Below are 4,330 nucleotides of genomic sequence, written 5' to 3' on the forward strand. Positions count from 1 at the left end.
GGCGCGCGGCTCGGTGCGCCCGGGCGCGTGCCGGCCGGAGGCGTAGCCGAGGAACGCCGCGCACCACGGTTCGTTCAGCGTGGTCCAGGTGTCCACCCGGTCGCCGAGCCTGCCGAGCACGGCCTCGGCGTACTCGGCGAACCGGTACGCGGTCTCCCGCGCGGCCCAGCCGCCCCGCTCCTCCAGCGCCTGCGGCAGGTCCCAGTGGTACAGCGTGGGCCACGGGGTGATGCCCGCCGCGAGCAGCGTGTCCACCAGCCGCTCGTAGAAGTCGAGTCCGGCGGGGTTGACCGCGCCGCCGTCCGGCCGCACCCGCGGCCAGGCCAGCGAGAACCGGTAGGCGCCCACGCCCAGCTCGCGCATCAGCGCCACGTCGGCGGCGAAGCGCCGGTAATGGTCGGCGGCGGGTTCCCCGGTGTCCCCGCCCACGACCGCGCCGGGCCGCGCACAGAATTCGTCCCAGATGGACGGTCGGCGGCCGTCGGCGGTCGTCGCCCCCTCGATCTGGAACGCCGCCGTGGACACACCCCACACGAACCCCGGAGGGAACGTACACCCGTCCGTGTGGACGGAACTTTCACCGAGCACGAGTCACCCCTTCACAGCACCCTGCATGATCCCGGCCACGATCTGGCGGCCGAGCACGATAAACACGACGAGAATCGGGATCGTGGCCAGCGTCGTACCGGCCAGCACCAGCGAGTAGTCCACGTAGTGGCCGCTCTGCAGGCGTTCCAGCGCCACCTGCACGGTCGGGTTGTCCGCGCCCAGCGCGACCAGCGGCCACAGGAAGTCGTTCCACGAGGTCATGAACGTGAACATGGCCAGAAACGCCGCGGCCGGGCGCACGGCGGGCACGCACACGTGCCAGAACACGCGGATCATCGAGCAGCCGTCCGCGCGGGCGGCCTCGATCAGCTCGAACGGCACCGCGCCGACGGTGTACTGGCGCATCCAGAACACCCCGATCGCGGTCACCAGGTTGGGCACGATCACCGCCTGCAGCTGGTTGGTCCAGCCCAGTTCGGACATCGCCATGTACAGCGGGATGATGCCGAGCTGGGTCGGCACGGCCAGCGTGGCGACGACGAACACGAACAGCGGTGTGCGCCCGCGGAAGCGCAGCTTGGCGAAGGCGAACCCGGCGAGGGTGGAGAACAGCACCGTGGACACGGTCACCGACCCGGACACGATCACGCTGTTGCCGAGCGCCTTCCAGAACTCGACCGTGTCGAACACCCGCGCCGCGTTGGCGAGGAAGTTCCCGCCGGGAAGCAGCGGCGGCACCGCTTCGGTGAGCATCGAGGCGTCCCGGCTGGCGACCAGGAACTGCCAGTAGAACGGGAACACCGAGCCGAGCACGAACGCGGTGAGCAACCCGTAGACCCAGAACGCGGGCCTGCTGCCCGCCGCACCGACGGGGCCGGGACGCCGGCGGCGGGCGCCGCCGGGCCGGGCGAGTCCGAACACGCTCATCGGTCCTCCTCCCCCGAACTCGCGAGCCTCCTGGTAAGCAGGAAGTTGACCAGTGCGAACACGATGATCAGCAGGAACAGCACCCAGGCGACGGCCGAGGCGTAGCCGAGGTCCCCGCGTTCGAACGCGGTCTGGTACATGTACAGCGTGATCGTCTGGAACTGGTGGGTGGAGCCACCGTTGTTCGAGCCCGGCAGGGCGTCGAACAGCTTCGGCTCGGTGAAGATCTGCAGCCCGCCGATCGTCGAGGTGATCACCACGAAGATCAGCGTGGGGCGCAGCATCGGCAGCGTGACGGTGAAGAACCGGCGCACCGCCCCGGCACCGTCCACGATCGCGGCCTCGTAGATCTCCTTCGGGATGGCCTGCATCGCGGCGAGCACGATCAGCGCGTTGTAGCCGGTCCAGCGCCAGTTCACCATGATCGCGATCGCGACGTGGCTGGAGAACCGGTCGGCCTGCCAGTCGATCCGGTCCAGGCCCAGGGTCTCCAGGATGCCGTTGACCAGCCCGTAGTCCGGGCCGAACAGGTTGGCGAAGATGATGCCCAGCGCCACCAGGCTGGCCACGTACGGCATCAGCACGCCGACCCGCCACCCGGTGGAGAACCGCAGCCCGGTGTTCAGCAGCGCGGCCAGCAGCACGGCCGTGACGATCTGCGGCCCGCTGGAGAGCACGAAGATGCTCAGCGTGTTGACCAGCGTCTTCCAGAACTGGCCGTCGCCGAGCAACAGCGCGTAGTTCTCCAAGCCGACGAAGGTGGGGCTGTCGTCGATCAGTCCCCGCTCGAACAGCGACACGTACGCCGTGTACAGCAGCGGGAACAGGCCCACGATGCCGAAGATCACGAAGAACGGCGCGACGTACAGGTACGGCGACCAGCGCACGTCCGCCCGGTTCAACCGGTCGCGCCACGACGGGCCCGAGGGGGAGGAAGTCCCCTCGGGCGCCGTCGTGGTTTCCACCGCACTCATTCGCGTTCTCCCCGGTCAGCGCGCGATGCGTTCGGCGGAGTCGACGAACCGGCGCCAGGCCTCCTCGGGGGTGGCGCCCTGTTCGACGGTCTGCAGCGCGGTCGTGGCCGCGTTCTCCTGGATCTGCCCGTCGCCGGGGCCCTTGTACTGGGCGTGCTCGACCTTGCGGGCCTGGTTGGCGAACAGCTCCCCGGTCGGTGCTCCGCCGAAGTAGTCGTCGGTGGTCGAGGTCAGCTCCGGTGCGTCCAGTGCCTCCACCTGGCTCGGGAAGGCGCCGCTGGCCTCGAAGGCGGTGATCTGCTGTTCCGGCGCGGTCAGCCACGCGGCGAGCTTCGCCGCTTCCTCGGGGTGTTCGGTCTGGGTGGGCACCGCCAGGTAGGAGCCGCCCCAGTTGCCGCCCCCACCGGGGAAAGCGTCGGTGACCGCCCAGTCGCCCGCGTGCTCGTCGCCCGCCTGGCCCTCGATGATGCCGAGCATCCAGGCGGGACAGGTCTTCGTGGCGAAGGCGGACTCCTGGAACCCGCTGTTCCACTCGTTGCTCATCGCGACCAGTCCGGCCGACTGTCCCCGCTGCACGGCCGCGGTCACCCGGTCCCAGTTCTCCCGGATGCCCGGGTTGGAGCCGACCGTGAGGCTGTTGTCCTCGTCGAAGTAGCCGACCTCGAGCTGGTTGTGCATGGCGTTGAAGATCTGCGCCGCGGAATCGAACCAGGCGACGCCGTCCGAGCCGGCCAGGAACTCGTCACCCGCCTCGAAGTAGCTGTCCCAGGTCTCGAACAGCGGCTTGACCTCCTCCGGGTCCGACGGCAACCCGGCCTCGGCGAAGAGGTCCTTGCGGTAGCACATCGCCAGCGGGCCGATGTCGGTGCCGTAGCCGATCAGCCTGCCCTCGGAGTCGACGCCGCCGTCGTACTTCCAGTCCAGCCAGCGCTCCGGGCCCACCCCGTCCGGGCCGATCTCGGCCAGGTCGTGGAAGCGCTGGGAGGCGTCCAGCACGTCGGCCATGTAGCCCTCCTCCACGGCCACGACGTCCTCCAGACCGGAGTTGCCGCCGAGCTTGGTGAACAGGGCCTGGTGGTACGGACCACCCTGGCCGGTCTTGCGGGGCACGATCCGCACGTCCGGGTTCTGGCGCTCGTACTCGGCGTAGAGCTCCTCGTACCCGAACTCGCCGAACGTGGCGACGCTGAGTTCGATCGTGCCGTCGTCGGCCCCGCCGCCCCCACAGGCCGCCGTCACGGCGGCCAGGGCGGCGGCCGAGGTCACGGCGAGTGTCCGGCGCAGGCCACGCCGGGGACGTCCGGGTGGGCTCTGCGGCACCTGGTGGGACGGGCGCTCGGGTCTCGGCTGGTACTGCGGCTGGTGCTGCGGTGAGTGTCGCACGGTAACCCCTCATTGGGTCGGCTGCCACGAGACCGGGAGCTTTGGGAGCGCTCCCAGCGATGGCGAGCAGAGTGCCGTGTCACCCGCGCGGGTGTCAATGGGAGGTCAGCGGCTTATGACCTGGTTGTTACCGAAACTCCAGTTCCATTCGCACCGGCCCGTACGCTGGTCAGTGGCGTCGAATTGGGAGCGCTCTCAGCGTGTCAGCCGGCGACCGCGGCCGAGGCCGGGTCGGCGTAGCCGGGCAGACCGTAGGCGCGCGCGATCGTGCGCTCCACCTCGGCGCAGTCGACGCCGCCCTCCTCCGCGACGGTGAAGCCGAGTTCCAGCAGCAGGAAGCCGATCGATCGCAGCTCATTCTCAGCGGCGGTGTCCCGGCCGTCGGCCCGCTCCGCGGTGTCCTTGCGCCGGTAGAGGCGCCCGGTCTCGCCGTCCACGGCCCGCCGCAGCCGCATCAGCGTCCCGCCCGGGTCACCCGGGTCGGCCCCCGGCGCCGG

Annotated in this window: 5 protein-coding genes; all 5 read right to left on the minus strand. The window is 70.2% G+C overall.

Features of this window, described 5'->3' with window-relative positions:
• Window positions 1-588: glycoside hydrolase family 1 protein (locus SACPADRAFT_RS0208275; RefSeq protein WP_007026688.1), on the minus strand; the 588-nt coding region annotated here is incomplete at its 3' end.
• A 3-nt stretch (window positions 589-591) separates the two neighbouring features.
• Complete coding sequence (locus SACPADRAFT_RS0208280; protein ID WP_007026687.1) at window positions 592-1,476, minus strand: carbohydrate ABC transporter permease; 885 nt, start codon at window positions 1,474-1,476, stop codon at window positions 592-594.
• A complete protein-coding gene (locus SACPADRAFT_RS0208285) occupies window positions 1,473-2,450 on the minus strand; it encodes a carbohydrate ABC transporter permease (protein WP_007026686.1) in 978 nt (325 codons plus the stop codon). Before SACPADRAFT_RS0208285 ends, SACPADRAFT_RS0208280 begins: the two co-directional genes overlap by 4 nt.
• A gap of 15 nt (window positions 2,451-2,465) precedes the next feature.
• Window positions 2,466-3,716 carry an ABC transporter substrate-binding protein gene (locus SACPADRAFT_RS0208290; protein ID WP_007026685.1) on the minus strand — a complete coding sequence of 417 codons (1,251 nt, stop codon included), beginning with the start codon at window positions 3,714-3,716 and terminating at the stop codon, window positions 2,466-2,468.
• 320 nt (window positions 3,717-4,036) lie between these two features.
• Window positions 4,037-4,330, minus strand: a 294-nt coding sequence (locus SACPADRAFT_RS26355; RefSeq protein ID WP_007026684.1) for a hypothetical protein, incomplete at its 5' end; no start/stop codon positions are given.

The sequence above is a fragment of the Saccharomonospora iraqiensis subsp. paurometabolica YIM 90007 genome (genome assembly GCF_000231035.2).
GTDB classification, from domain to species: Bacteria; Actinomycetota; Actinomycetes; order Mycobacteriales; family Pseudonocardiaceae; genus Saccharomonospora; species Saccharomonospora paurometabolica.